This window comes from Thalassotalea sp. G20_0 (genome assembly GCF_017744175.1).
Lineage (GTDB): Bacteria > Pseudomonadota > Gammaproteobacteria > Pseudomonadales > Endozoicomonadaceae > Endozoicomonas.
This window is the reverse complement of the sequence record NZ_JAGHQV010000203.1, coordinates 1-1,312: the sequence shown is the minus strand read 5'-3', so window position 1 is coordinate 1,312 and position 1,312 is coordinate 1. Positions and strand designations below refer to the sequence as shown.

The 1,312-nt window shown below is 58.5% G+C and carries 1 protein-coding gene; it reads left to right on the top strand.

Features of this window, described 5'->3' with window-relative positions; genetic code table 11:
* Positions 1 to 1,312, top strand: a 1,312-nt coding sequence (locus J7438_RS25505) for a DUF1601 domain-containing protein (RefSeq protein ID WP_209278848.1), incomplete at both ends; no start/stop codon positions are given.

Sequence of the window (1,312 nt, the reverse complement as noted above, 5' to 3'; positions counted from 1 at the left end):
TCAAAGAGGCCGTGGCCGCGCTGTTGCCCCACGTTAACGCACAGAAAGACCAATTTAATGCCCAGGGCATCGCCAACCTGCTGTGGGCCATGGCAAAACTGGTGGACATCGGGCAGGAGCGGACACCAGGGCTCAAAGAGGCCGTGGCCGCGCTGTTGCCCCACGTGAACGCACAAAAAAACCAATTTATTCCTCAGCATATCGCCAACCTGCTTTGGGCCATGGCGAAACTTGTGGACAACGGGCAGGAGCGGACACCAGGGCTCAAAGAGGCCGTGACCGCGTTGTTGCCCCACGTGAACACTCAGAAAGCTAACTTTAAATCACAGGGTATCGCCAACCTGTTGTGGGCCATGGCGAAGCTGGTGGACACCGGGCTGGAGCGGGCACCAGAGCTCAAACAGGCCGTGGCCGCTCTGTTGCCCCACGTGAAAGCACAGAAAGCTAACTTTGCACCACAGGGTATCGCCAACCTGCTGTGGGCCATGGCGAAACTGGTGGACAACGGGCAGGAGCAGACTCCAGAGCTCAACCAGGCCGTGGCCGCGCTGTTGCCCCACGTGAACGCACAGAAAGCTAACTTTAAACCACAGGGTATCGCCAACCTGCTGTGGGCCATGGCGAAACTGGTGGGCAACGGGCAGGAGCAGACACCAGGGCTCAAAGAGACCGTGGCCGCGCTGTTGCCCCACGTGAACGCACAGAAAGACCAATTTAATGCCCAGGATATCACCAACCTGCTGTGGGCCATGGCGAAACTGGTGGACAACCAACAGGCGAGAACACCAGGGCTCAAAGAGGCCGTGGCCGTACTGTTGCCCCATGTGAACGTACAGAAAGACCAATTTAATGCCCAGGGCATCGCCAACCTGCTGTGGGCCGTGGCGAAACTGGTGGACAACGGGCAGGAGCAGACTCCAGAACTCAACCAGGCCGTGGCCGCGCTGTTGTCCCACGTGAACGCACAGAAAGACCAATTTATTCGTCAGCATATCGCCAACCTGCTGTGGGCCATGGCGAAACTGGTAGACAACGGGCAGGAGCAGACACCAGAATTCAACGAGGCCGTGGCGGCGCTGTTGCCCCAGGTGAACGTAAAGAAAGACCAATTTAAGGCCCAGGGTATCGCCAACCTGCTGTGGGCCATAGCGAAACTGGTGGACAGCGGGCAGGAGCAGACACCAGGGCTCAACGAGGCCGTGGCCGCACTGTTGCCCCACGTGATCGCACAGAAAGACCAATTTAATGCCCAGGGTATCGCCAACCTGCTGTGGGCCATAGCAAAACTGGTGGACAACAGACAGGAGCGGAC